At 67.4% G+C, this 24,531-nt stretch carries 22 protein-coding genes, 1 tRNA gene and 1 pseudogene; 12 read left to right on the plus strand and 12 right to left on the minus strand.

Annotated elements, in window-relative coordinates; all coding sequences use genetic code 11:
* From SH203_RS15645 to SH203_RS09455, 6 genes and pseudogenes are all read right to left on the minus strand, one after another.
* Nucleotides 1–335 (minus strand): annotated as a pseudogene (locus SH203_RS15645) (1,4-beta-D-glucan glucohydrolase); the annotation flags it as partial.
* 153 nt (nt 336–488) lie between these two features.
* Nucleotides 489–1,532, minus strand: a complete 1,044-nt coding sequence (locus SH203_RS09440) for a LacI family DNA-binding transcriptional regulator (RefSeq protein WP_307190376.1) — start codon at nt 1,530–1,532, stop codon at nt 489–491.
* Nucleotides 1,533–1,685: 153 nt separating this feature from the next.
* Complete coding sequence (locus tag SH203_RS09445) at nt 1,686–4,781, minus strand: TonB-dependent receptor (protein WP_143275709.1); 3,096 nt, start codon at nt 4,779–4,781, stop codon at nt 1,686–1,688.
* Nucleotides 4,782–4,956: 175 nt separating this feature from the next.
* Nucleotides 4,957–6,468, minus strand: a complete 1,512-nt coding sequence (locus SH203_RS09450) for a tryptophan halogenase family protein (protein WP_255376564.1) — start codon at nt 6,466–6,468, stop codon at nt 4,957–4,959.
* Between the two features lie 120 nt (nt 6,469–6,588).
* Nucleotides 6,589–6,744, minus strand: a complete 156-nt coding sequence (locus tag SH203_RS15525) for a hypothetical protein (protein WP_159457559.1) — start codon at nt 6,742–6,744, stop codon at nt 6,589–6,591.
* 76 nt (nt 6,745–6,820) lie between these two features.
* Nucleotides 6,821–6,897, minus strand: a tRNA-Arg gene (locus SH203_RS09455).
* 468 nt (nt 6,898–7,365) lie between these two features.
* Here SH203_RS09455 and SH203_RS09460 point away from each other — a divergent pair.
* The 4 genes from SH203_RS09460 (at nt 7,366) to SH203_RS09475 (ending at nt 12,436) form a co-directional block, all read left to right on the plus strand.
* Nucleotides 7,366–8,844 carry a sensor histidine kinase gene (locus tag SH203_RS09460; protein ID WP_234989455.1) on the plus strand — a complete coding sequence of 493 codons (1,479 nt, stop codon included), beginning with the start codon at nt 7,366–7,368 and terminating at the stop codon, nt 8,842–8,844.
* Nucleotides 8,841–9,452: a response regulator transcription factor gene (locus tag SH203_RS09465; RefSeq protein ID WP_087120697.1), complete on the plus strand. Its 612-nt coding sequence runs from the start codon at nt 8,841–8,843 to the stop codon at nt 9,450–9,452. The genes SH203_RS09460 and SH203_RS09465 overlap by 4 nt, the downstream gene beginning before the upstream one ends.
* Nucleotides 9,453–9,486: 34 nt before the next feature.
* Complete coding sequence (locus tag SH203_RS09470; protein ID WP_087120698.1) at nt 9,487–11,976, plus strand: helicase-related protein; 2,490 nt, start codon at nt 9,487–9,489, stop codon at nt 11,974–11,976.
* 184 nt (nt 11,977–12,160) lie between these two features.
* Nucleotides 12,161–12,436 carry an RNA-binding S4 domain-containing protein gene (locus tag SH203_RS09475; protein ID WP_087120699.1) on the plus strand — a complete coding sequence of 92 codons (276 nt, stop codon included), beginning with the start codon at nt 12,161–12,163 and terminating at the stop codon, nt 12,434–12,436.
* Between the two features lie 16 nt (nt 12,437–12,452).
* Here the strand turns inward: SH203_RS09475 and SH203_RS09480 are convergent, their stop codons facing one another.
* Nucleotides 12,453–13,079, minus strand: a complete 627-nt coding sequence (locus SH203_RS09480; protein WP_087120700.1) for a YceI family protein — start codon at nt 13,077–13,079, stop codon at nt 12,453–12,455.
* A 200-nt stretch (nt 13,080–13,279) separates the two neighbouring features.
* Here SH203_RS09480 and fdxA point away from each other — a divergent pair, with 200 nt between their 5' ends.
* Nucleotides 13,280–13,621: a ferredoxin FdxA gene (gene fdxA, locus SH203_RS09485; RefSeq protein ID WP_017505910.1), complete on the plus strand. Its 342-nt coding sequence runs from the start codon at nt 13,280–13,282 to the stop codon at nt 13,619–13,621.
* A gap of 302 nt (nt 13,622–13,923) precedes the next feature.
* A complete protein-coding gene (locus tag SH203_RS09490; RefSeq protein WP_055753908.1) occupies nt 13,924–14,454 on the plus strand; it encodes a CarD family transcriptional regulator in 531 nt (176 codons plus the stop codon).
* A 76-nt stretch (nt 14,455–14,530) separates the two neighbouring features.
* On the opposite strand, the gene SH203_RS09495 is transcribed toward SH203_RS09490, so the two are convergent.
* Nucleotides 14,531–15,277 (minus strand): SDR family NAD(P)-dependent oxidoreductase, encoded by a 747-nt coding sequence (locus SH203_RS09495; RefSeq protein WP_087120701.1) that lies wholly within the window; start codon nt 15,275–15,277, stop codon nt 14,531–14,533.
* Between the two features lie 84 nt (nt 15,278–15,361).
* Between SH203_RS09495 and SH203_RS09500 the strand changes: the two genes are divergently transcribed.
* Nucleotides 15,362–15,694: a helix-turn-helix transcriptional regulator gene (locus SH203_RS09500; protein WP_087120702.1), complete on the plus strand. Its 333-nt coding sequence runs from the start codon at nt 15,362–15,364 to the stop codon at nt 15,692–15,694.
* A 38-nt stretch (nt 15,695–15,732) separates the two neighbouring features.
* Here SH203_RS09500 and SH203_RS09505 read toward each other — a convergent pair whose 3' ends face one another.
* Nucleotides 15,733–16,212: a DUF3617 family protein gene (locus SH203_RS09505; RefSeq protein ID WP_087120995.1), complete on the minus strand. Its 480-nt coding sequence runs from the start codon at nt 16,210–16,212 to the stop codon at nt 15,733–15,735.
* A 245-nt stretch (nt 16,213–16,457) separates the two neighbouring features.
* On the opposite strand from SH203_RS09505, the gene rpmB reads away from it, so the two are divergent.
* On the plus strand, nt 16,458–16,754 hold the full coding sequence (gene rpmB, locus SH203_RS09510; RefSeq protein ID WP_087120703.1) for a 50S ribosomal protein L28: 297 nt from the start codon (nt 16,458–16,460) through the stop codon (nt 16,752–16,754).
* Nucleotides 16,755–16,865: 111 nt separating this feature from the next.
* On the plus strand, nt 16,866–18,593 hold the full coding sequence (locus SH203_RS09515) for a M1 family metallopeptidase (RefSeq protein ID WP_087120704.1): 1,728 nt from the start codon (nt 16,866–16,868) through the stop codon (nt 18,591–18,593).
* Nucleotides 18,594–18,734: 141 nt separating this feature from the next.
* Here the strand turns inward: SH203_RS09515 and SH203_RS09520 are convergent, their stop codons facing one another.
* A complete protein-coding gene (locus SH203_RS09520; RefSeq protein WP_087120705.1) occupies nt 18,735–19,511 on the minus strand; it encodes a transglutaminase family protein in 777 nt (258 codons plus the stop codon).
* A gap of 145 nt (nt 19,512–19,656) precedes the next feature.
* Between SH203_RS09520 and SH203_RS09525 the strand changes: the two genes are divergently transcribed.
* Together SH203_RS09525 and SH203_RS09530 are read left to right on the plus strand one after the other, a co-directional pair.
* Nucleotides 19,657–20,244, plus strand: coding sequence for a biliverdin-producing heme oxygenase (locus SH203_RS09525; RefSeq protein ID WP_087120706.1), 588 nt, complete (start codon nt 19,657–19,659; stop codon nt 20,242–20,244).
* Nucleotides 20,241–22,415 (plus strand): histidine kinase dimerization/phosphoacceptor domain -containing protein, encoded by a 2,175-nt coding sequence (locus tag SH203_RS09530; RefSeq protein ID WP_087120707.1) that lies wholly within the window; start codon nt 20,241–20,243, stop codon nt 22,413–22,415. The genes SH203_RS09525 and SH203_RS09530 overlap by 4 nt, the downstream gene beginning before the upstream one ends.
* Before the next feature lie 72 nt (nt 22,416–22,487).
* Here SH203_RS09530 and SH203_RS09535 read toward each other — a convergent pair whose 3' ends face one another.
* Both SH203_RS09535 and SH203_RS09540 read right to left on the minus strand, forming a co-directional pair.
* Nucleotides 22,488–22,691, minus strand: a complete 204-nt coding sequence (locus tag SH203_RS09535) for a cold-shock protein (RefSeq protein ID WP_087120708.1) — start codon at nt 22,689–22,691, stop codon at nt 22,488–22,490.
* 198 nt (nt 22,692–22,889) lie between these two features.
* Nucleotides 22,890–23,600, minus strand: coding sequence for an extensin family protein (locus SH203_RS09540; RefSeq protein WP_234989456.1), 711 nt, complete (start codon nt 23,598–23,600; stop codon nt 22,890–22,892).
* A gap of 181 nt (nt 23,601–23,781) precedes the next feature.
* Here SH203_RS09540 and ppk2 point away from each other — a divergent pair, with 181 nt between their 5' ends.
* Complete coding sequence (gene ppk2 / locus SH203_RS09545) at nt 23,782–24,531, plus strand: polyphosphate kinase 2 (protein ID WP_087120996.1); 750 nt, start codon at nt 23,782–23,784, stop codon at nt 24,529–24,531.

The following is a 24,531-nucleotide window of genomic DNA, read 5'->3' on the forward strand; positions in this document are numbered from 1 at the left end:
GGCGAGGAGTTGCCGCCCGCCAGGATCGACCCCAGCGGATAGGTCAAGAGGTCCTCGGGCTTGATCGAGCCGATGTCGGCCTGGATCGTCTGACCGACCTTCTCCTCCAGCGTCATCCGACCCATCAACTCGGTGACGAACGCCTCCGTCGCCGCATCCGTCATCGCCGCCGGAGACGCCGCATGAGGCCACAACCCCGGATGCGCCCGAGAAGACTCCGTCACGATCGACGCCTCCGCCGATACCGCATGAACCGGTACGGGCCGGGACGGCATGGCCACCGCGCAGGCGCTCGACATGAGGGTGATCACCAAGGCGGTGGCGGTCTTTCGCATGGATGAGGCCTGATCTTTACGGCCGTCGCACCCTCCAAGCCAACCTCGGCGGCGCGCATTCAGGCCAGTCGTGACGTCCAGATGTTGCAGCGGACGCGGCGGACAGTGCCAAACGAATGACAGCGCTGTCAAGAACGGGTTTGCGTCAAACGCCTATTGGGCCGGCTCGGCCGTGGATTGTCGGGCGATCAGGTCGTGCGGCACGATGACACGGGCGTTCGGGTCGCCGGCCAGAAGGCGACGCAAGGGCGGGATCAGCCGCTGGGCGGCGGCGGCGGCCATCTCAGCCACCGGCTGGCGGATGGTGGTCAGGTCAGGCGTGCTGAACCCCGCGCCGGGCGAATCGTCGAAGCCGGCGACGGAGAGATCGGCCGGAACGGACAGGCCCAGACGCGCCGCGCTGTGCAGCACCCCCAGGGCGGTGTCGTCGTTGCTGGCGAAGACGGCGGTGATCTCGGGCGCCGTTTCGTGCAGCCCCTCCATGGCGACGGTTCCCGACTTGAAGGTGAAGTCGCCCTCGACCACCCAGTTCGCCTGCACCTCCAGCCCGGCCTGGGCCATGGCGTCGCGATAGCCGGCCAGACGGCGGCGGCTGGCGCCGTAGGCGATGGGACCGGTGACGAAGCCGATCCGGCGGTGCCCCTGTTCGATCAGATGCGCGGTCATCTCGCAGGCGGCCCGCCGCTCGTCCATCTCGATGCAATAGCCCCGGTCGAAGGCGTCTTCCGGCCCGATCCGGGCATAGGGGGTGCCGGCGGCGTCCAGCACGTCCATGACCATGGCGTTGTCCGAATTGGGCGGGGTCAGGATGACGCCCTCGGGCCGGATAGAGTTCAACAGGGCCATCAGATCCCGCTCCAGATCGGCCGAGTTGTGATCCACCAGTTCGACCATCAGATGATAGTCGACCTGACGCGCCTCCATCAGGGCGCCGAACTCCAGACGACCCAGATAGTCGCTGCCCCGGCCGCTCTTCCAGTGTTCGATGGTCAGGTCGGCGTCGACCAGGACGGCGATCAGGGACGAGGAGGCGCCCGCCAGACTGCGCGCCGACAGGCTGCGGCGATAGCCGAGGGCGGCGGCGGCGGCCTCGACCTTGGCGCGCAGGGCCGGGCTGACGTTGGGCTCGTTGTTCAGAACGCGCGACACAGACTTGATGGAGACGCCGGCGCTGGCCGCCACGTCATAGATCGTCACCGTCGCCAAAGCCCGCCCCCGAACACCACCCGTTCCCGTTGTTCTTAGCACCGCTGTCGGAAATAGCGATGTCGCAAGGCGACCTCGGCAGCCCCATAAAAAAGGGGCGTCGATCGGTGATCGACGCCCCAGGCCTTCGGCTCAAAGAAGGTCCTAGAAGGTGTAGCGCAGGCTCAGAGTCACGCGGCGGTCGCTGCGGAAGTAGGAGCGCGGCGCCAGCGGGCCGGATTGGTTGGCGCCGTTCAGATTGTAGGACGTCTGCTGCTGGGTGACAGTGACCTCGTCCAGCAGGTTGGCGCCGTACACACCGATCTTCCAGTTGTCGTTCAGGGTGTAGAAGATCGACCCGTCCAGCTGCCCCGTCGAGGCGTTGAAGATCGGCGAGAACGGATTCACGTCGTCGCGCGGCGTCAGCAGGAAGCCGTTGCGCCAGTTGTAGGCCAGGCGCGCCGACAGACGATCCCGCTCATAGAAGACCGAGACGTTGTAGGTGTGGCGCGACAGCTGTTGCAGCGGCAGCTCCAGACCCACGTAGCGCGCTTCCGTCACCGCATTGGGGAAGGTCGACGGCTCGACGAAGGTGTAGTTCGCCTCCATGCCCAGGCCGCTGAGCAGGCCCGGCAGGAAGGTGTAGGTCTGCTGGTAGCCGACCTCGAAGCCCTTGATCCAGCCCGAGCCGATGTTGACCTGCTGGTTGACCTGGACGTCGGTGGAGACGCCCTGGGCGTTGCTGAACTGCTGGACGGTCGAACCGCTGGCCAGAATGTCCGACAGGTCCTTGTAGAAGGCGTTGAAGGTCAGCGAGCTGCCGGGCTTGAAGTACCACTCCACGCCCAGGTCGTAGTTCCAGGACCGCACGCCCGTCAGCTGCGAACCACCCGTCCAGGTCGTCAGCAGCGGGGCGGTGTTGACGTCGCCGCCGTTGTCGCGAACCTGGTTCATGTCCGTATAGAACAGGGTGGCGGCGAAGGCCGTCACGCCGAAGTCGGGACGGGTCATGGCGCGCGAAACGGCGCCGCGGAACACCCATTCCTTGTACTTCAGATTGACGTTCAGGCTGGGCAGCCAGTCTTCATAGGTGTTGCTGCGCTCGACATTCTGGAAGCTGCCGTCGCTGAAGGCGATCAACTGGTTCAGGCGATCGTTCGACAGCAGGCAGTAGCCCGGCGCCGATTGGCCCGGCTGAACGGTGGAGCAGCGATAGCGCGCGATGTCTGCGGCGTTCGACTGGGTGACCGGGATATTCTGACCCGGGAAGCGCGGATCGTTGAAGTTCGCATCGCCGAAGTTCTGGCGCACGTCGGGGCTGGAGATGAAGCCGCGCGTCTGGAAGTCGGTCTTGGCGTAGCGAACGCCCAGATTGCCGGTGATGGCGGTGTCGGGGCCGAAGACGTCGTCCCAGCCGAAGTCGAACCGAACATAGGCCGATGTCGTCTGTTCCGCCGAGTTGTTGACGTCGCCCGGCAGGAAGGGCGTGCCGGCCATGACGCCGGGGCGTTGATCCAGGGGCTTCCAGGTGGAGCCGGAGCTGCTGGCCGCTTTCAGGGCCGCCTGAAGCGTGCCGTCGCGATAGGCCGAAGCCAGACCGATCGTCGGATAATAGCCGGTCATCGGCGTCGGATTATGGCCCCGCTGGAAGTTCGGGAAGTCATAGCTTTCGACGGCCAGCGGGCCCGAGGTCTGGAACGGCGTGGCGCCGCCGGCCCAGCTCTCGGAAATCGCACCCCAGTTATAGGTGGTGTAGCGGCGGGTCTGTTCGCGATCCGAGTAGCGGGCGCCCATGCGGATGGCGCGCAGCGGCGAATTGTCGAAGTCGTATTTCAGATCGGCCTTGAACGCCTTCTGCTCGCCCTCGGACTGTTCGATGTGGTCCATGGCGGCGCGATAGTAGAAGTTCGCCGGGTCGTTGGTGCGCGCCGAGGGCTGTCCCGAGGCGTCGACGAACTGGATGTCCGGCACGCCGTGACGCCCTTCGCCGATCAGGGTGTAGAGCGGCGTGGTGGCGCCATAGACGCTCATGTCCAGGTCGTCGGCGCTCGCCTTGGTGTACTGGGCGTCCAGCCAGATCGCCAGACGATCGATCGGGTGGAATTCGGCCGACAGCGAGAAGTCCTCGGTCAGGGTCTGCAGATCGCGCTGGCGCTTGGGCAGGACCTGGAGGTTCGGCGCATTGTTGACCAAGAGGCCGCTGGTGAAGACGCCGTTGGAATCATAGGTGAAGGACTGGCCCGGAAGAGGCGTGGGGTTGCCGCCGCTGCCTAGGTCCACCTCGACCACCCGCTCGGTCCAGCCGGATTGGGAGTCGGCGCGGATGTATTCGCCGGTCAGCTTGGCGCGGCCGTCGGTCGATTCCCACTGCAGCGAACCGTCCAGCGTCGAACGCGAGCGGTCGAACTGCTGGGTCCGCACGGCGCCGCCGCGCGGGACGTAGCGGCGATCATTGCCGTTCGACAGATCCGAGCGATAGGTGAAGTCCGTCAGGTGCGAACCATAGGCCTCGGAATAGAGGTCGGATTCGCCATAGCTCAGCAGGGCGCCGAACACGCCGTGCTGGGTGTCCCAGACGTTGCTGACCAGAGCCGAATAGCCCAGGCCCGGCTTCTCGCGCAGATCGCCATACGAACCCTCGGCCGTGGCGCCGAAGACGAACTTGCGGCTGTCGAAGGGCTTGCGGGTGCGCAGATCGACCACGCCGGCGATGCCGCCTTCGATGCGGTCTGCCGTGGCGTTCTTGAAGACCTGAACGCTGGACAGCAGTTCGGGCGAGACGTCGTTGAAGCCCAGGGCGCGGCCGGTGTTGACGCTGAAGGCGTCGCGGCCGTTGAACTCGGAGCGGACGTAGGACAGGCCGCGAATGATGACGTTGGAGCCTTCGACCGAGAAGTGGTCGGGGTCGGTCGGGCCCTGGAAGCGGTTGATGTTCACGCCGGGGATGCGCTGCAGCACCTCGTTGACCGACTTGTCCGGCAGGGCGCCGATGTCGTCGGCGGTGACGGCGTCGACGAAGGTGTCGGAGTCGCGCTTGATCGCCTGCGACGAGGCGATGCGCGCGCGGATGCCGGTGACGACGACGTCGTCGATCTGGGTCGCGCCGTCCGCGGCCGGAGCCGTCGTCTGCGGCTCAGAGGCCGTCTGGGCGTGGGCGGCGGTCGCGCCGACCACCGCGACCGTCAAGGCCAGGGCGGAAACGGAACGGCGAAGCCCGCGAGCGGCGGGCGCACGTCCGGCATGGAACATTTCTGACTTCACTTTTGGTTCCCCCGAGGTCCGACGGTCCTGCCCGTCGATAAGAGTATCGGCAGCCTTATCGACCGTCCGCGAGCGTCTATGACGCCCGATTGACAGCGATGTCAACGCTCCGCGACAGTGTTCGGCGCGTTTTTCTCGGCGTGAGTGATCGAGGCGACAGGCCGGGGCCGCAGACCTATGAGGCGCGACGGTCCATCGTGGCGGCCAGCATGTCCGTGTGCGACGGCAGGGCGTCGGCGGTGCGCCAGATGCTGTCCTTGATCGCCGCCAGCCGCCCCAGATTGGCGTCGCGCCCGATCACGTCCGAGACCGGATGACGCCCGCGCGGGGCCAGCCCCTGGCCGACCGCGACCGCCAGCCAGCTGGATTCGCCGAAGATGTCGTGATCGCGCCGGATCACGCGCCCCGTCTCCTCGAACAGGGCGATCTTTTCGGCCAGCCGATCCGGGATCGGCATGGTGCGGACCTGATCCCAGAACGGCCCGTCCCGCTGCGTGACCTTGTAATGGAGGATCAGGAAGTCGCGGACCGTGGTGAATTCCTCTTCCATCAAGGCGTTGAATTCGCGCCGCAAGGCCTCGTCGGTCGTGCGTGCGGGGAACAGGGCGATCAGCTTGGTGATGGCGCTCTGGATCAGATGGATGCTGGTCGATTCCAGCGGCTCCAGGAACCCGCTGGACAGGCCGACCGCCACGCAGTTGCGCTTCCAGCACTGGCGACGGCGGCCGGTGACGAACCGCAGCCGACGCGGCGGGGCCAGGGCCGGCCCCTCCAGCCGCGACATCAGGGCGTCCTCCGCCTCCTGATGCGACAGATGGCTGGAGGCATAGACATAGCCGTTGCCGACCCGGTGCTGCAGCGGAATGCGCCATTGCCAGCCGGCCTCGCGCGCGGTGGAGCGGGTATAGGGCGACAGGGGTTCGACCCGCTCGCACGGCACGGCGACCGCGCTGTCGCAGGGTAGCCAGGCGGACCAGTCGTCATAGCCGGCGTTCAGGGTCTTTTCGATCAGCAGGCCGATGAAGCCGGTGCAGTCGATGAAGAAGTCGCCCGAAACGACGCCGCCGTCCTCCAGCGTCACGCCCGACACGTCGCCATTCTCTGCCTGCTGGACCGCCACGATCCGCCCCTCGCGCCGGACGACGCCCAGACCCTCGGCGAACCGGCGCAGGAAGCCGGCGTAAAGGGCCGCGTCGAAATGATAGGCGTAGCCCAGACTGGACAGGGGCGATTGCGGGCCGCCCTGCGGGTGGGCGAACCGTCCGCGCCGCGCGGCCTGCCAGGCCATGGAATAGGTTTCCAGAGGCTCGACCTGACCCTCGGCGCAGGCCTTCAGCCAAAAATGATGGAAGGCGATGCCCTCCATATCCACGCCGAAGGCGCCGAACGGGTGGAAGTAGCGCTCGCCGTCGCGCCGCCAGCCGTCGAATTCGATCCCCAGCTTGAAGGTGGCCTTGGTCTCGCGCAGGAAATCCGCCTCGTCGATGCCGAGCCGGGCGTTGAACTTCAGGATTTCCGGGATCGTCGCCTCGCCCACGCCGATGATGCCGATGGCCTCGGACTCGACCAGCGTCACCGACTTGCCCGCCCCTTCGAACGTATGAGCCAGGGCCGCCGCCGCCATCCAGCCGGCGGTTCCCCCGCCGACGATGACGATGTTCTGGATGTCTGAAGGGGACTGGGACAAGGTCGGCCGCCGCATTGGGAAGGTGGGATGGCGCGCACCTAAAGCCTGCTCGCTCTCATCCCGCAATCTAAAGGGCGCAATTTCCGGCGCCGGCGCCTCACGTCACATCGGCGACCGGCCTTACGGCACCACGCCGGTTTGGGGGCCGATGCCGTCGCCTTCTTCCTCAAGGGTGGGCAGCACGCCGTCTTCGCGCGCGCGTTGCTCCAATCGGTCGGCGCGCTCGGCAAGCTGCTTCAGGCGGTCGTCGTCGGGGCGATCGTTCTGGTCGTTCATCGCGGTCTCCATGCGACGACATAACCCGCGACAGGCTGGGCCGTTGCACGGCCCGACCGCATCGTGCGCGGCGATATGGCGACCCCGGCAGGACTCCAACCTGCGACCTCGGCTTTAGGAAAGCCTTGCTCTATGCAGCTGAGCTACGGGGCCACGGGCGATGACCTAGCGGCTTGCGGGCGCTTCGGGAAGCGGCGCGGACGACGACGGGCGGAAAAAGTGGCGACACACCCGGCGGCGTCGAGGGAGCGGCCTTGTGGTTAAGGCCCCTTAACCTACCAGATGTCGCGGTGAACAAACGGCGAATCGGAGCGTGTCAGTGATTCGGTCCTGATTCGTTTCGCGCTTGTTCCGCCGATCCGGCGCGGCCGTTAATCTCCGGCGTCAGGACGCAAAAGCCAGAGCCCCTGGGTCGCCCCATCGCCGTGCGGCGCACCCTTGCCCCGCGTGAGGCGACGCGCCAGGCGGCGCGATTTTTCGCTTTAACTATAATCCCATAGCGCCCGCGTTCTCGTCTCGCCATCCGCTGTTACGTATTTCCACGGATAGGCGAATGGCCTATAGAGCGGATGCGCCGGAAAGTCGGCGAGAGGAGCGTTTGGCTGTTTTGCGTTCGCAAACATGAGCCCCGACCCGGACGATCCACACGCCGTCATCGCCGGCGCGACGGGACCGTTCGATCTGCATCGCGCGAGAACCTGGCAGGGCGGCGCCCTCGTCGCCTGCCTCGCCGTCCTGGCCGGAATGGGTCTGAGGCTGGCGCTCGAACCGTTCGCCAAATTCTACTATTTGCCCATGGTGTCGGCGGTCATGGTCACGGCGCTGATGGCGCCGCGTTCGTCGGTCATCCTGTCCATCGTCCTGTCGGTCGCGGGGATCGAGTGGACGGTCAGGCGGGGCGGGATGGCGGACACGCTGGCCAACGCCAGTCTTTTCACCCTGGTCGCTTTAGCCGTGGCGGAGGCGTGCAACCGCCTGCGCGCCGCGCGCGACGCCGCCCGGACGCTGGCGCGCAATCTGGAGCAGCGCAAGACCCTGCTGACCACCATCCTCAGCTCCATGCCGGTTGTCACCCTGGACGAACAGGGACGGATGCAGCGCATCACCAGGAGCGCCGCCGCCCTGTTTGACCTGCAGGCGTCCGAGGCGGTCGGGCGGCGGTTCGATGCGCTGGTTCCCGGCTTCGAGACGACGGCAACCGACGGTTCGGTGCGCGGAGAGGAGCCCCCGAAACTGTGGTCGGTGCAGCGCCAGGACGCCGATCCCGTGCTGTTGACGATCGAGGCGCACCGTCTGGCCGACGACGCGGCGCCCGAACGGTTCGTGCTGACCCTGACCGATCAGAGCCAGGCAGAGGCCGCGCGACGCCAGGAACGTGAACTGAACGACCGGCTGAGCAGCGTCTGGCGCCTGAACTCCATGGGCGAGATGGCGGCGACCCTGGCGCACGAAATGAACCAGCCGCTCAGCGCCGCCGCCGTCTATCTGCACGCGGGCCAGGCCGATCTGGCGCGTCTCGGCCCCACCGCCGAACCGGCTGTGCAAACGCTGGACCTAGCCAAGGCCCAGTTGCTTCGCGCCGGCGACATCATCCGGCGGATGCGCGAGATGATCGCCAACGGCTCGCGCGCCTTCGCCGAGGAACGGATTTCCCGCATGGTCCGCGACCTGGAGCCGGTGATCGCCCTGATCGGCCAGAACGCGGGGGTGGTTGTGCGCATCGAGATCGACGACGCCGACGATCGGGTGCTGGCCGACCGGATTCAGTTTCAACAGGCCCTGACCAATCTGATCCGTAACGCCGTGGACGCCGTGGCCGGGCGTGACGACGGCCGGGTGGTCGTGACCGGACGGTCGCTGGGGACCGAAGGCTATGAGATTTCGGTGCAGGACAATGGACCCGGCATTCCCGACGGCCGGATCGAGCGGATATTCGATCCCATGACCTCGACCAAGAGCGGCGGCATGGGGCTGGGCCTGTCGGTCACACGCTCCATCGTCGAGAGCCACGGCTCGGCCCTCGTCGTCGGCCGTCCGCCCGACGGCGGCGCCTGTTTCACCTTCCGCCTGTCGCGGTCGATGGAGGCCGAGGCCGCATGATCGCCCATTCCGTCTTCATCGTCGACGACGATCCGGCCATGCGCGACGCCCTGGCGCTGATGCTGCGCGGGGCCGGGTTTCAGGCCCGCGCCTTCGCCAGCGCCGACGACTTTCTGCGCGACCTGCCGACAGACGCTGACGCCTGCGTCGTCACCGACGTTCGGATGCCGGGGGTCGAGGGGCCGGAGCTGGTGCGGCGGCTGAAGGCGCTGCGCGGCGACAGCTGGCGGATCATCGTCATCACCGGCCATGCCGACGTGCCGCTGGCGGTGCAGATGATGAAGGCGGGGGTGGCGGACTTCATCGAAAAGCCGTTCGATCCGCAGCACATCCTGGACAGCGTCGGCCGCTGCATCGCCTCGCTGAGCGGGCTGGAGGCCGAGCGTGCGGCGCGTCAGGAGATGCAGGCGCGCGCAGACTCCCTGACCAACCGCGAGCGCCAGGTGTTCGACGCCCTGATCGACGGCTGCTCCAACAAGGAGATCGCCCTGCGGCTGGAGATCAGCCCCCGCACCGTCGAGATTTTCCGCGCTAAGGTGATGACCAAGATGCAGGCCCCGAACCTGTCGACCCTGGTGCGGATCGGAATGCGGTTAGGCGACGCTTGAGCCGCAGGGGAATCGTCGCCACCTTGAGACGATCATGAGCGACAGGTCCGCAGGCCAGGCCCCCTCGCGCGTCACCGCGGTTCTAGGGCCCACGAACACCGGCAAGACCCATCTGGCGGTCGAGCGGATGCTGGGTCACGCCTCGGGCATGATCGGCCTGCCGCTGCGTCTGCTGGCGCGCGAAATCTATGAGCGGATCGTCAGACAGCGCGGAGCCGCCGCCGTCGCCCTGATCACCGGCGAGGAGAAGATCGTTCCGCCCCGCCCGCACTATTTCGTCTGCACCGTCGAGGCCATGCCGCTGGAGCGGTCGGTCGAGTTTCTGGCCATCGACGAGATTCAGCTGGTCGCCGATCCCGAGCGCGGCCATGTCTTCACCCAGCGGCTGCTGCACGCACGCGGCCGGTTCGAGACCATGTTCCTGGGCGCCGGGACCATGGAGCCGCTGATCCGACGCCTGGTCCCGGACGTGGAGATCGTGACGCGCGACCGGCTGTCCACCCTGTCCTATGCCGGATCGAAGAAGCTGACCCGCCTGCCCCGCCGCAGCGCCATCGTCGCCTTCTCCACCGACCGGGTTTACGCCATCGCCGAACTGATCCGGCGCCAGAGGGGCGGGGCGGCGGTGGTGATGGGCAGCCTGTCGCCCCGCACCCGTAACGCCCAGGTGGCGCTGTATCAGTCGGGCGAGGTCGATTTTCTGGTCGCCACCGACGCCATCGGCATGGGGCTGAACATGGACGTGGACCATGTGGCCTTTGCGGGACTGAGGAAGTTCGACGGGCGGCGGACCCGCTGGCTGCACGCCCATGAGATCGGCCAGATCGCAGGCCGCGCGGGCCGTCATCTGCGCGACGGCACCTTCGGCGTTACGGCCGAGGCCGAGGACCTGGACCCGGATCTCGTGGAACAGGTGGTCGAGCATCGGTTCGATCCGGTCGAGGCGGCGGAGTGGCGCAACGCCCGGCTGGACTTCGACACCCTGCCCGACCTGTTGCGGTCGCTGACGGTGACGCCGGGGCGGTCGGGGCTCAGCCTGACGGCCGAGGCGCTGGACGAGACCCTGCTGCGCCGCCTGATCAAGGACGAGGAGATCGCCCGCATCGGCCGGTCGCGCGGGGCGATCATGCGGCTGTGGGAGGCGTGCCAGCTGCCGGACTTCCAGAAGACGACGCTGGACGAACACGCCCGACTGGCCAAGGACGTGTTCCACGCCCTGACCGGCAAACGTGGGCGGCTGACCGACGACTGGATGGCGCCGCGCTTCGCCTTCGTGGACCGCGACGACGGCCAGATCGACCAGCTGTCGGCGCGGCTGTCGGCGGTGCGGACCCTGTCCTACATCGCCAACCGGCCCGACTGGGTTCACGACGCGCAAGGCTGGCGCGACAAGACGCGCGCGCTGGAGGACCGGCTGTCGGACGTGCTGCACGAACGGCTGACCGCGCGGTTCGTGGATCGGCGCACCACCGCCCTGATGCGCGCCCTGAACGTGCGCAACGACACCTTTGCCGGCGTCGCCGACGACGGCGAGGTGACGGTCGAGGGTCAGGTGGTGGGCCAGCTGGAGGGGGTGCGCTTCCAGATGGAGAAGGGGTCGTCGGCCCTGGAGGACCGAACCCTGCGTCAGGCCGCCGTGCGCGCCGTGACGCCCGAGATCAACCGCCGCCTGGGCCGTCTGGCGTCAGAGCCGGACGAGGCGTTTTCCGTGACGCCCGACGGGGCGGTGCTGTGGCGCGGCGTGCTGACGGCCCAGGTTACGGCGACGCCGCAGGGGGCCGATCCGTTTTCGCCCCAGGCGCGTCTGCTGGGCGACCTTGGCCCCACGCCGGCGCGCGAGCGGGCGCAGCGGCGGATCGAGGCCTGGCTGGCGTCCGAGGCGGGACGGGCGCTGCGGGATCTGCGTCGCCTGCGTCAGGCGGTGGAGACGGGCGCCCTGAAGGGCCTGCCGCGCGGCGTCGCCTTCCGCCTGATCGAGGCCGGGGGCCTGATCGACCGGCGCGAGGTCGAGCGCGATCTGGCGGCGCTGAGCCAGGTGGAGCGGCGCACCCTCAGAAGCTTCGCCATCCGCGTCGGCGTCCATTCGATCTGGCTGCCGGGCCTGCAGAAACCCCGCGCGCGCCATTTCTCCCAAGCCTTCGTCGCCGCCCCCCTGATCCCGGCGATGCCCGACCTGATCCCCGCCCCGGTCGAGACGCCCTCGCCGCGCCTGTTGTCGGCCCACGGCCTGCGGCTGGCGGGGCGCTGGCTAGCGCCGGTCGAGACGCTGGAGACGATGGCCGAGCTGCGCGCCGCCAACCACGGACGGCTGTCGGACGAAGCCCTGACCGAACTGGGCTGGCGCGCCGATCAGGCGAAACAGGTCATCGCCGCCCTGAAGACCGAACGCGCCCGGCAGCCGGACAAACCGGGCGTCGCGCCCAGGCCGGTGAAGGACTCGCCGTTCGCGGCCCTGGCGGTCTTGACGGAAGCGCCCCCCGCACGCGCCAAACGCCGCCGCCCGCGCCGGAAGGCCGCCACGTGATCGACCTTTCTTTCGTCATCCTTCGGCGAGCGCAGCGAGACCGGGGGACCCAGCGGCGCCGCAGGCGAAATCCGAACGCCGCTGGATTTCCGAAGATCGCCGACGCGACAGGTTCGCGCTCTCGCGCGCCGCTGGGTCCCCCGGTCTGCGCCGCTGCGCGGCTTGCCGGAGGATGACGAAAGAAATGGAGACGGCCGCCTGCCGCATCGACATCTGGCTGTGGCGCGCGCGGTTCGTGAAGACGCGGGGGCTGGCCGCCGATCTGGTCGAGCGAGGGGCGGTGCGGCTGACGCATCACGGGCGCGAAACGCGACTGGACAAGGCCAGTCGCTGTGTCCACGTCGGCGACCTTCTGACCTTCGCCCAGAACGGGCGCGTTGTCAGCCTCAGCGTGGAAGCCCTGGGCGAAAGGCGCGGACCCGCCGAGGAGGCCCGCGCCCTTTATTCGCTCACAGGGTGAGGGTCGGAACCCAACTCTACTTCTGAATCACGAACTCGCCTTCGATGTGCAGCTTCACCTCGTCGGACACGGCCGGCAGGGCGTAGTTGATGCCGAAGTCCGAGCGTTTGATGGTCGCCTCGCCGTCGAAGCCGGTCTTGTAGGCGCCCATGACGGTTCCGGCGCCGTTGAACTCGACCTCGATGGTGACGGGCTTGGTGACGCCCTTCAGGGTCAGGTCGCCGACCACCGTGGCCTCGTTCGGATCGGACGGATCGACCGTCACCGACCGCGAGACGAAGGTGGCGGTCGGGTGATTGGCGGTGTCGAAGAAGTCGGCGGTCTGCAGGTGGGCCTTCAGCCGGTCGTCGTTCGGCGCCACGTCGGTCAGCGGGATGGTGGCGGTCAGGGTCGAGGCCGACGGATCAGCCGGGTCCAGCTTCAGCTGGGCCTTCACGTTCACGAACTGGCCCGTATAGGTCGACAGGCCGAAGTGGTTGACCGACCAGGTGATCTTGCCGTGGCTGGACTCCAGGTCGTAGTTCCCGGCGGTGACTTCGGCCGGGTTCTTGGTCAGGGCGGCCTGGGCGACCACGGCGCCGCCGGCGGCGAGGCTGAGGGCCAGGGCGCCGGCGAGGGCGTATTTCACGAAGGGCGTGCGCATGGAGAAATTCCTGTGGTGGGACGGGCGGATATGCAATCGATACAGTTGCGATTAGGCTTGACCGTTGTCAAGGTGCGCCTGGGTTTCGCTTCAGACGGCTTGCGAACGTCTCTCGCCTTAAGCCCCGCTGTTGACAGTTGGTTGCGTGGCCGCCATGTCGCAGGCCTCCCGCTCACAGACCGACGCCCGTTCCTCGCCCAATGACCTACATCGTCACCGACGCCTGCGTGAAATGTAAGTTCATGGACTGCGTCGAGGTATGTCCGGTCGACTGCTTCTACGAGGGCGAGAACTTCCTGGTCATCGCGCCCGACGAATGCATCGACTGCGGCGTGTGCGAACCGGAATGCCCCGTCGACGCCATCGTGCCCGACACCGAGGACGAGCCGGACGGCAAATGGCTTCAGGTCAACGCCGAATACGCCAAGGTCTGGCCCAACATCACCGTCAAGGGCACGCCCCCCGCCGACCGCGAGCAGTACGAACGCGAGACCGGCAAGTACGAGAAATACTTCAGCCCCAAACCGGGCAAGGGCTCCTGAAGTCGGGGCGCGGGGCCGGCCGGGCCTCGCCGCAAATCCGCGTCCGCCTTGTGGACGTTTTGAAATTCCGCAGATTTGTGATAGGTTCTGTTTCATTGGATCGGGCGGTCCGCGAAAACTTCGCGCCGCCCGTGTTTGCGACAGAATCCCGCCCATAGACGGGATCGGCCAGAGGTTTGGTGATCCGTTTCCGCATTTGACGCCCGACATCATCCCAGCCGACGGATCAATCCGGCGGTCGAGATCCTGTTTGCGTTCGACGCGCCTTCGCTTCGCCCGTCCCTGACCGGGAAAGGACGAATATGACGAGCAAGACTGGTCTGGAGTTCAAGGTTGGCGACGCGGTCGTCTATCCGGCGCACGGCGTCGGCAAGGTCGCCGCGATCGAGACGCAGGAAGTCGCCGGCATGTCGCTGGAAGTCTATGTCGTCACCTTCGACCACGAGAAGATGACCCTGCGCGTCCCGACCAAGAAGGCCGTGACGGCCGGCCTGCGCTCGCTGGCCGCCGACGACGTCGTGACCAAGGCCCTGACCACCCTGAAGGGCCGCGCCCGCATCAAGCGCACCATGTGGTCGCGCCGGGCCCAGGAATACGAAGCCAAGATCAACTCGGGCGACCTGATCTCCATCGCCGAAGTGGTCCGCGACCTGCACCGCGCCGACACCCAGCCGGAACAGTCCTATTCCGAGCGCCAGCTCTATGAATCGGCTCTGGACCGCATGGCCCGCGAAGTCGCCGCCGCCAACAAGATCGACAAGGACGCCGCCGTCGAACTGCTGGCCAAGTCGCTCAGCGCCAAGAAGCCCATCCCGACCGCCGAAGCCGCCTGAGGCTTTCGACGTCGGACAAAGGAAAAGGCCCCGGATCGCTCCGGGGCCTTTTTTGCTGCGTCCAACAGGAACCCGGTCAGATCTGGGCCAGGCCGCCGTCGACGAACAGTTCCACCCCGTTGACGTGGCGAGCCGCATCCGAGGCCAGGAAGGTCACGACATCGGCGATGTCCTCCGGCTGGCCGATCCGGCCGGATGGCGACGCCTCGGCCGCCCAGGCCTCGAAGGCGTCCAGAGACGCCGCATCCCCGCCTCGCAGACGTTGCACCAGCGGGGTTCGGACCGGCCCCGGGCTGAGCGTATTGACCCGGATGCGCCGTCCTCTCAGGTCGTTGGCCCACGACCGGGCGAAGGACCGCACCGCCGCCTTGGACGCATTATAGACGGACAGGTCCGCCATGCCCTTGATGCTGACGATCGAGCCGATCAGGATCACGGAGGCGCCGTCGATCAGCAGGGGCTCAAGGGTCTGGACAGTGAAGAACACCCCTTTCACGTTCAGGTCGAAGGTCCGATCGAAGGTCGCGATGTCCGTCTGACCCAGTTTCGTCGTCTCCGCCGTCCCGGCGTTGACGACCAACACCCGAAGCGTCGCGCCTTCGGCCCTTATGCGGTCGGCGACGGCCTGGATCGAGGCGAGGTCGGAAGAGTCGGCCTGGATGGCGGTCAGGCGCGGATCGGCCTGGACCGCCGCCTCCAGCCCAGGCGCAGATCGCCCCGTCACGAACACCTTGAACCCCTTATCAGCCAAGGCGACCGCCGAGGCCAGTCCGATGCCGGCCGTGCCGCCCGTCACCAGGACGGCGTTTTCGAGATCGCTCATATCTTCTTCCTTATTTCCGATGTTCGGTAGTTCGATAATACCGAACAATGGAAACGAGACAAGTCGTCTGGTAGGAGGTCAGGCATGACCGCCTTCATCCACCCCCCGGCCGACTCACTGCAGCTGCATCATGTGCTGTCGGCCCTGTCGGACCCGGTTCGGCTGAATATCGTCAAGGTTCTGCGCGGGGCCGAGGCCGGCCTGAACTGCACGGCCGCAACCTCTCCCTTCGGCCAGGTGCCGAAATCGACCCTGAGCCATCACTTCCGCGTTCTGCGCGAAAGCGGCCTGGTCGAAACCACCAAACGGGGCGTCGAGAACATCAACACCCTGCGCTGGGACGATCTGGAAAGCCGTTTTCCGGGCCTGTTGCCGCAGATCCTGCAACTGGCGTCAATTCAGACGCCGCCCAACTGACCCTGTGCGCCGCAAAAAAGGCGCGACCAACAGCGCCCTTAGAAATATTCCGCGTTGGCCGGGCATTGGGCGGCGAGGCGGCGCGCGGTGATGCTGGCGGGGATGTAGGGGGTGCCGCGCACCAGCTGGGCGCCGCCGCGGAAGCTGAAGCTGGTGTCGGTGTAGGTTCCGTTCAGGCGCACGGCGATGCGGCGGCCCTTGCGGTCCTGACACGTGCCCTCGAACCGGGCGTTTCCGTTGCCGACCACGCGGGTCGGATAGGTGCAGCGCCATTTGTTGGTCGACAGGCCGCCGAAGAAGCGATTGATCTCGCTGGGGCGCACGCACCTCTGTTCGGTGTCGCGCTGGCCCACCGCGCTGGTGGTGTATTCCCAATAGCCGGGCAGAATCTCGCTCTGGGCCGCCGTCTGGGCGGGGGCGACGGCGGGAGCGGCCAGCATCAGGCCGCCGACCATCACCGGGGCCAGAACGGCGAGCGCGCGCCTGGGCAGGCGGTCGATCAGAGACGGACGGGACATGGCGGCCTTCTGTTCAGCGGAGGTGTTCATCATATGGGGCATAGGCCGCGGGATTTGAACGAGGCCTGAACGTCGTCGTTCCCGAATGGCCAGGGATCGACGCCCTCGGTCCAGACTCGACTTGACGCCGAACCGCCTCTTCCCTTATACGGCCCCCTCTCGCGCGGGCTGGTTCCCGCGCGCAACTGTTTCATGCGTCTGCTCCAGCGTTTTCGGGGCGAACGCCGCACCTTAAGGATCTGACGATGTCGCGTCGTTGCGAACTCACCGGTATCGGCCCCATGGTCGGCCACAACGTGAGCCACTCGAACATCAAGACCAAGCGCCGCTTCCTGCCGTCGCTGAAGACGGTCAAGGTCAATTCGGAAGCCCTGGGCCAGACCTTCAGCCTGCGGATCTCGAACGCCGCCCTACGCACCCTGGACTACAAGGGCGGCCTGGACGCCTTCATCGTCAAGGCCCGCGACGAGCAGCTGTCGATTGCCGCCCAGCGCATCAAGCGCCAGGTTCGCGCCAAGCTGGCCGAGCAAGCCGCCGCCTAAGTCCGGCGACGCCATACAGTTCTGGAAGAGGCCGGTGGAAACGCCGGCCTTTTTCTTTGCGCGTCATGCCGACCGCGCTAAGCCTTTCGCGCCAGTGGAAGGGGAAGTCCGATGCGCATCAAGGCCCTGTTCGCCGCCGTCAGCCTGACGACCCTAGCCGCCTGTGCGACCGCGCCCCGGCCGGCCGTTCCGACGCCGCGCGAATCGACGGCCTTCACCCTGGCCACGGACCAGCCGCGCACGGCCGAACAGCGGGCCATGCAGTTCGACAAGGCCGATCTGACCCTCAAGGTCATCCCCGCCGACAAGGCCATCGACGCCGTCGCCGTGCTGGACTTCACCGCCACGGCGCCGCTGGAACGGCTGGTGGTCGAGCTGGACACGCTGCTGACCATCGCCTCGGTGCAAGTGGACGGGGTCGAGGTTCCCGCCGACCGCTGGTCCAACCCCGAGGGGCGTCTGACGGTCGCCCTGCCCCGCCCGCTGGCGGTCGGACAGAAGACGGCCCTGCGTATCGCCTATGCCGGCCGGCCGCGCGTGGCGCCCCGCGCGCCGTGGGACGGCGGCTTCGTCTGGTCCACCGCCCCGACGGGCGAGCCCTGGATCGCCACGGCGGTTCAGGGCGAGGGCTGCGACATCTTCTGGCCCTGTATCGACAGCCCGCACGGCGAGCCGGCCCGCGTCGATCTGCACATCACCGTCCCGTCCGACCTGTCGGCGCCGTCCAACGGCCGTTTCCTGGGCAAGGTCGATCACGGCGACGGCTGGACCACCTGGAACTGGTCGGCGAAATCGCCCAACACCTACGCCATCGCCCTGAACGTCGGGCCGTATGAGGCGGTGACGGGCGACTATCGCAGCCGGTTCGGCAATACGATCCCGATGGCCTACTGGCATCTGAAGTCGGACGCGCCGGAACAGGTCCAGGCCCTGTTCGCCCAGTTCCCGCAGATGCTGGACTTCTTCGAGGCGACGGTCGGCCCCTATCCCTTCGGCGACGAGAAGATGGGGGTGGTGGAGACGCCGCACCTGGGCATGGAACACCAGACCATCAACGCCTATGGCAACGGCTACAAGATCGACGGGCGGGGCTATGACTGGCTGCTGCAGCACGAGTTCGCCCACGAATGGTTCGGCAACCAGCTGACCAACCAGAACGCCGACGACATGTGGCTGCACGAAGGGCTGGGCAGCTATATGCAGCCGCTGTATGCGCGCTGGCTGCTGGGCGACCGCTACATGCAGCGCGAACTGGCCAATCAGCGCGAGGGGCTGGTCAATAAATATCCGGTCGTGTCGGGCGCGCCCAAGACCGAGGACGAGGTCTATAAGGGCGACGTCGGGCCGGGCAACGACATCTATTCCAAGGGCTCGCTGATCAGCCATAGCTTGCGGATGCTGATCGGCGACGCGGCTTTCCACGAGGCGATCACCCGGCTGGTCTATGGGCGGCCCGATCCGCGACCGGGCAATTTCGCGCCCCTCTATCGATCGACCGACGACTTCCTGGCCATCGTCAATGCGGTGACGGGCCAGGACTATGGCTGGTTCTTCCGGGGCTATCTCTACAACGCCGCCCTGCCGGTGCTGAGCCAGACGCGCGAGGACGAGGGTCTGCGGCTGGAATGGACGACCGGCGACGGCGGGGTCTTCACCATGCCGGTCGAGGTGGAGATCGACGGCGTGGTCCAGGTCGTGCCGATGACGGACGGTCGCGGGCGGATCGCGGTCCCGGCCGGCGCCCATGTGCTGATCGACCCGCAGAACAAGGTGCTGCGCCAGATGGACGTGATCGACGAGTTGCAGGCTTACAAGGCGGCGCAGAAGGCCGCGCGTTGATCCTGCACTCCAACGCCCGTCATCCTCGGGCTTGACCCGAGGATCGGCTGATCCGCCACCTAAAGAGAAAGTCAGGCACAGTGCGCCCTGCGCCCGATCCTCGGGTCAAGCCCGAGGATGACGGATATAAGAGACTGGGGCTCAGGCCGCCGCCACCGTCACCGACTGGCGCACCATCTGGCAGCGTTCCTGGGTGGTCAGGAAGGCGATGTCGGCGGCGTCGCGACCGCAGGCGATCCGCACCAGCCCCTCGACCGGGGCCAGGCCCGTGGGGTCGACCAGCCACCAGCCGTTGTCCAGCCAGACCTCGAAGATGGCGTGGAAGTCGGGCGGGGTCAGCTGATGGGCGAAGGCGCTGACGGCGCGCGCGGGAATGCCCGAGGCGCGGCACAGGGTCATGCCCAGATGGGTGAAGTCGCGGCACACCCCCGCCCGGTCGATGAAGGTGCGGGCCGCCGTCGTTTCGGTGTCCGACACCCCATGCTCGTAATCGACGTGTTCGGAAATCCAGTTCAGGATCGCCAGAACCCGCGCCCCGCCGGCCGTCTCGCCGAACTCGCGCGCGACGAAGCGGCCGAACTGGTCCGACGGGCAGTAGCGGCTGGGCTGGAGATAGGGCAGCACCTCGGCCGGCAGTTCGCCCCAGTCGTGTTGCGACACGTCGGGCGGCAGGCCCTTCAGCACGCCATTGTCCACCAGCGCCTCATAGGTCAGCCGCACCTCGCCCGAGACGTGGCAGCGCAGGGTGCGTGCGCCGAAATCGACGTCCTGATCCTCGTGAAAGTCGACCGGCGGATCGAAGGTCAGGCTTTCCTCCAGAATGTCCTGACCCGGCCAGTGCGCGACCTGAAGCTTATAGATGGCGTCCGTCGGCGGATCGAAACGATACAGAAGCTCGGCGCGCACGCGCAGTTTCATGAGGGCGACCGATCCAAGGCGAAAAAAGCGAGAGAGGCTGCTGAACGTCATGCGACCTGAGCCGTTCCGTGCAGCGCCGAGCCTTGTAGCGCGCCTCTCGCCGAGAGGAAATCGACAAGCCAACACAGTGTGTTAATCTGAACTCATGAGTGCTTCCCCCATTCTTCTCGCCCTTCGGGAAGCCACGGCCGCCGCGCACGAGACGCTGGAAAACGAGGCCCGGATCGAGGCGCGTCTGGCCCAGGTCGAGACGCGGCCCGACGCGGTGGCGGCCTTCTATCGGTTTCACGCGGGCCTGGAGCCGGTCAGCCATCCGCTGGCCGCCCGGCTGAACGCCGAGGTCGGCGGCGGTTTCGAACCCCGCTCTCGCGCCGACGGCATCGCCAAAGACCTGGCGGACCTGGGCGTCGCGCGTCCGACGGCGGCCCGCGTCGAGGGACCGGCTTCCGCCGGAGAAGCGCTGGGCTGGATCTATGTGGCGGAAGGCTCGATGCTGGGCGGGCGGATCATCCGTCGGCGTCTGACCACCGAGGGGCGGGGGCTGGACGGTCTGGCATTCCTCGATCCCTATGGCGAGGAAACCGGCGCCCGCTGGCGCGCCTTCATGACCCTGCTGGACCAGGCCTGCGCCGCCGGTCGCGCGGATGTCGACCAGATCGTCAAGGGCGGCGTGGACGGCTTCGCCTTCGCGCATCGCATCCTGCAGCCGCGCGTGCAGGAGGCCGCCGCTTGACCGAAACCCTCGATCAGATCGAGCCCGACCTGACCCAGTGCGATCGCGAGCCGATCCACATCCCCGGATCGATCCAGCCGCACGGCTTCATGCTGGTGCTGGACCTGCAGTCGCTGACGATCCGTCAGGGCGCGGGCCTGATCGAGGACCTGACCGGACGCAGCATCTGGATCGGCCGGTCCGTGGGCGAGGTTCTGGGCGATGTCGCGGATCGCCGCATCCGGTCGATGGCGGCGCTTCAGGAGACGGGCTTCGTCTGCCGCTGGCGGGCGACCAACCGGCTGGAATACGACGTCGTCGTCCATCTGGCGCCCGGCCCCACGCCCGGCCTGCCCAGCGGCCTGATGATCATCGAGGTCGAACAAAGCTCGCAGCAGGCGCGACTGGGCGTCGATCTGGTGTCCAGCCTGGACGCCGCCGGCGCCGCGCTGGAACGCGCCGTCACGGTGCATGGGCTGTGCGAGCGGGCGGCGGAGGCCTTTCGCCGCCTGACCGGCTTCGACCGGGTGATGATCTATCGTTTTCAGGACGACGAGGCCGGACAGGTCGTCGCCGAATCCCGCGCCGACGGGACCGGATCGTTCCTGAACCACCATTTCCCCGCGACCGACATTCCGCGTCAGGCGCGAGCCCTTTACCTGCGCAATCCGGTTCGGGTCATTCCCGACAGCCGCTATACGCCCCAGCCCCTGCGGCCGACCACGCCGGGCGAGACGCCGCTGGACATGAGCGACAGCGGCCTGCGGTCGGTGTCGCCGGTTCATTTGCAGTATCTGCGGAACATGGACGTTCGCGCCTCCGCCTCGGTGTCGATCATCGTGGACGACGCCCTGTGGGGTCTGGTGGCGTGTCACAACGCCTCGCCCAAACTGCTGCCGTTCGAGCTTCGGGTCGGCTGCACGACCCTGGCCCGCAATCTGGCGCGCCAGCTGAAGGCCAAGGGCGACGCCGAGCTTTATCGCGACCGCACCCGCCTGCGCCGGCTGGAGGACCAGCTGGTCGCCCGCCTGCCGACGGACAGGCCGCTGGCCGCCGCCCTGGCCGAACGGGCCGATCCGCTGATGGAGCTGGCCGGGGCGGACGGCCTGGCCATCGTGTCCGAGGGCGAGATCAGGACGTTCGGACACACCCCGCCGACCGAGGGCGTGCGCGTCATCGCCGACTGGGTCGCCGAACGGCCGGGCCTGCGTCCCGTGTCGTCTCGCGCCTTGTCGACGGTCCTGCCCCAGGCCAGGGCCTGGACCACCCACGGCAGCGGGCTGCTGGCCGTGAACCTGCCGCTCGAACACCCGCTGTCGATCCTGTGGTTCCGGGCCGAGGTGCGCGAGACGGTGCGCTGGGCCGGCAATCCCGCGATGGCCGAGAAGACCGACCCAAACGCCACGCTGAACCCGCGCGCCTCGTTCGAAAGCTGGTCCGAGGAAGTCGCGGGCCAGGCGAGGCGATGGGGACCGGCCGCGATCGAATCCGCCGGGCGGTTGCGCGACACCCTGGCCGACTTCGCCGCCATCGATCAGTTGCGGCGGCTGAACCGTTCGCTGCAGACCAGTCTGTCCGAGCGCGACCTTCGGCTGGAGCAGCAGCATTATCTGATCCGCGAGGTGAACCACCGCGTCCAGAACAGCCTGACCCTGGTATCCAGTTTTCTGGGGCTGCAGGCCCGCGAACAGACCGACGGACCGGCCGTCGCCGCCCTGAACGAGGCCCGTCGGCGCGTCCGGGCCGTGTCGGCGGTGCATAGTCTGCTGTATCGCGGCGACACCGCGACCACCGTGGACATGGCCCGCTACATCGGCGGTTTGGTCGAAGACCTGGCGTCCAGCATGGGCGCCGACTGGGCGGCGGCGACCGAGACCGATCTGGCGCCGGTCTGCATCGATGCGGGACGGGCCGTGACCATCGGTCTGATCCTGACCGAACTGATCATCAACGCCCAGAAATACGCCTATGGCGGCCGGCCCGGCCCGTTGCGCATCGCCTTCGAGGAAGACGGGGCGATCTTCAGGATGACGGTCGAGGACGAGGGCGCCGGCGGTCATCTGGCCGGCAAGGGGTTCGGCTCCATGATGATCCAGAGCCTGGTCGGACAGTTGGAGGGCGTGATCGACTATCGCGACCGAAGCCCCGGCCTATCCGTCACGCTGAAGGCGCGGATCGACCCGCTGGTCTGATGGCCGCACAGAAAAAGGGCGCGGAAGCCAGAAGCCGCCGCGCCCTTTTCCAGCCTTTGAAGGCCGTTCGACCTAGAGGAGTTTGAGCTCCACCGCCGACGTCTTGCCGCGCTGGTTTTCCAGCTCGTACTCGACCTTGGCGTTTTCATCGAGGCCCTGAAGGCCAGCCTTCTGAACGGCGGTGACGTGAACGAACACGTCCGAACCGCCGCTGTCGGGCTGGATAAAGCCGTAGCCCTTGGTGGGGTTGAACCACTTGACCGTGCCGGTCGCCATGTCTGCGTCTCCGTAAACGCGCTTTTCCAGGCGGGCCCCATCTCCAGGTGACCCGACAATCCAACTGGACAGCTCGTTCAGGCGAAGGAGCGAAACGCAGGTTTGGACCCCACGCGAAATCCGGACTGTGCCGATGTTGTCACCCGGCTTTCCCAGACGGTCAACAGCGAAATCGATTCGCAATCGCCGCATTCAACCTTAACGACAGATGCCCCCGGCCGAGCCGTCGAGGTGCAGATGGTCGGCGTGGGCGGCGTTGTAGTCGGGCGACAAGACCGTCGAAAACAGGCCGCAGGCGCCGTCGCGAACCCGGTGCAGGAAGCGCGACCCCGCCTGGCCCGCCGGCCCCTCGCCGCCCCAGTCCTTCGCCACGCGGATGGCGCGCCCGTCCTTCAGGGTGACGGCGGCGACGTCCAGGGCGTTGGCCCGGGCGTGTTCGCTGGGCCGCTCGCCCTGATCCTCCGAGCCATAGATGCGGCGGCAGGCATAGGTTCCGAAGTTTTCGACCCGCGCCGGCTCGGACCCCAGTTCCTCGCGCGCGACGGGGCGCAGCACCTGACGGTCCCAGATGACGTAGCGGACGGCCAGAGGACACTCCATGACCACGTTCGCGGGGGCCAGCGGCGTCACCGCCCCGCCCGCGATCCTGACCGCGCCCCGCACCACGCAGAAGCCGCCGTCGTCGCGATCCGCCGCACGCTCGACCTGGACCCCGGCGTCGCGGAGGGCCTTCATACAGGCGTCGGTCGCCCGTTCCAGCGCCTCGGCGGGCGCGGCGGCGTCCACGCCGAAGGCGGCGACCTTGGCCGCCGTCGCGCCGCCCACCGGCCGGTTGAGGTCCAGCGGCTTCCACGGCAGGTCCTGGGGCGGGGCGAAGACGTTCAGCAGGGCGAAACCGGCGCAGACCATCAGGCCGATCTCCTAGACCAGATTCCACATCTCCGCCAGATCGCGCTTCATCCGTCCCCCGACAGGCCCGCGTTCGATGCGAGGCCCCGCCCTCCTAACGCCTCACGCCCCGAACGGCTCCGCTTCGGCGCCCGGACGGCTTTTGCTTGCCGCCCGGTCGAACCTGGCCCACTCTTTCGTCATGGGAAAGAAATCCGACGCCTATGACGCCGAGCTGGAGCAGATCCAGCTGGCCATCGTCCAGGCCCAGGCCTGGAGCATCGAACACGGCTCGCGCGTGGTCATCGTGCTGGAGGGCCGGGACACCGCCGGCAAGGACGGCGCCATCAAGCGGCTGACCGAATATATGTCGCCGCGCCAGACCCGCGTCGTCGCCCTGCCCAAGCCCAGCGACCGGGAAACCAGCCAGTGGTATTTCCAACGCTATGTGCCCCACCTGCCGGCGGCGGGCGAGACGGTCATCTTCAACCGCTCCTGGTACAACCGCGCCGGGGTGGAGCCGGTGATGGGATACTGCACGCCCGAGCAGTACGCCCAGTTCATGACCGACGCCCCGCGCTTCGAGAGGATGCTGACCGACGACGGCATCATCCTGATCAAGATATGGCTGGACATCTCGCGCAAGGAACAGGCGACACGGCTGAAGGCGCGGCGCACCGACCCGCTGAAGAAGTTCAAGCTGTCGTCGCTCGACGCCGAGGCCGAGGCGCGGTTCGACGCCTATTCCGACGCGCGCGACCGGATGCTGGACGAGACCGACCGCGACTATGCGCCCTGGACCGTCGTGGCCACCGACGACAAGAAGACGGCGCGGCTGAACATCGGACGGTTCATCCTGTCGGTGCTGAAACACACTGACCTGCCGATCAGGAAGCCGGACCCGGACGTAGTGTTCGGCGCCCACAAGGCCAAGGAGCGGCTGGCGCGCTGA

The organism is Brevundimonas sp. SH203, assembly GCF_002157625.1.
GTDB lineage: Bacteria > Pseudomonadota > Alphaproteobacteria > Caulobacterales > Caulobacteraceae > Brevundimonas.